Annotated in this window: 2 protein-coding genes; both read left to right on the forward strand. The window is 49.5% G+C overall.

Annotated elements, in window-relative coordinates:
* Window positions 1–830: type-F conjugative transfer system mating-pair stabilization protein TraN (gene traN / locus AACW75_RS19675; RefSeq protein ID WP_237297915.1), on the forward strand; the 830-nt coding region annotated here is incomplete at its 5' end.
* 23 nt (window positions 831–853) lie between these two features.
* A partial coding sequence (traF, locus tag AACW75_RS19680; protein WP_237297916.1) for a type-F conjugative transfer system pilin assembly protein TraF occupies window positions 854–1,615 on the forward strand: 762 nt, incomplete at its 3' end.

Raw genomic sequence — 1,615 nt, forward strand, 5'->3', positions numbered from 1 at the left:
TCACTCGCCAGCAATGTATTGAAGGTCGAGCCACCCGCACCATTAATGGCATTCCCACCACGCTCAATTGTTGGAAATATCGGATAGACCATCATTGTGACCGCCCTAATACCTGCGCAAACCTCCCGAAAGACTGTACGACTCAAACTCAACATTGCAGCCTTAAGCAAAATGGGGTGTGCGTCGAGCAAGAGGTCACAAAGCGTTGTGCTGAGAAGACATGCCGAGCCACTGATCTGCAATGTGGGGAGCACTCCTTCTGTCTTGACGGGGAGTGTTACGAGGAGGCGCCCAAATTGAATAACAATTTTGATAAGTCCGTTGCGGCACTGGCAGGACTTGCCGAAGCCGTGAAAGACATCGGTGACCCACCCAAAATATTCACGGGAAAGCCGATGAAGTGCAGTAAGAAACTCGCGGGCTTCAACGATTGTTGTAAAGACTCAGGATGGGGGCAAGGATTGGGAGCGAAATGCAGCGAAGCGGAAGAAGCGCTGGGGGAAGCCAAAGAGAAAGGCTTAACCCTGTACGTGGGGCAATACTGCGCCAAGAAAGTGCTGGGTGTCTGCACCCGTAAAAAGCGCAGTTACTGCGTTTACGACAACAAGCTGGCCAAAATCATCCAAGAGCAAGGGTCTCTTCAGCAACTGGGTAAACGGTTAGGCAGTGCTAAAAATCCCACCTGCGCCGCCATTACGCCCGAAGAACTGAGTCAAATCAATTTTGAATACATTGATTTTAAAGAGTTCTACCCGGAAATGCGTGCCAACACCAACCTCCCCAACTTTGATGAAATCAAGAAACGACTTCAAAGTGCCACGGGCGGATAACCGCCTCCACGGAATCAAGGTCTATGATGATGAAAAAACCTCTGCTTTGCGTCATTACCCTAGCGCTGCTGACTCACCTCCATCCAGCTCTTGCTCAAGAAACCCCTCCTGGGTGGCGCTGGTACAACGAGCCAAAGGCAATGCCCGTAACGCCCAAACCTAAGCCGCTACCAAGCAACACTCAAACCACCGTATCAAGCCCTAAAACGTTATCGGCGACCGAACAGATGGCCTGGTTTCACTCTGTGCATATTGAAGCGCAAAACGACGCGGCCATTCATCCCAAAGATAAAGACAAGCTCGCGAAGTTTTTAGCGTTAAATCATTTTATCACGGACCAAACCGACCAATTAGGCATGACCTTTAAAGCGCTGCTGCTCGAAAGACCTGAGTTTTCTTACACCAAAGACCATCCGACAGAGCAAGCGGCAAGACAAGTGTATTTAGCACTGGAGGATAAGAAGAAAACCGACGCGGTTGAAAAGATGAAACAAGACGGATGGGGCTTTTTCTTTGTTTATGAAGGAAAAGATACGCTAAGCCAGCAACTCGCCCCGTCCATTCAAGCGTTTGCTGACCAATACCATTTTGAGCTCCTTGGGATCAGTAATGATGAAACCTTCATCACTCACCTCAAAGAAAACCGCCACAACCAAGGAAAAGTCACGGTGCCTTTTACGCCCGCCTTGATTTTGGTGCATCCAAGCACTGGAGAGATGAAGCCACTGGCGTACGGCTGGATAAGCCAAAATGATTTAATTGGGCGCTTTTACAACGTCGCCACC

Origin of the sequence: Vibrio sp. L3-7, assembly GCF_963898195.1 — a bacterium.
Taxonomy (GTDB): Bacteria; Pseudomonadota; Gammaproteobacteria; order Enterobacterales; family Vibrionaceae; genus Vibrio; species Vibrio echinoideorum.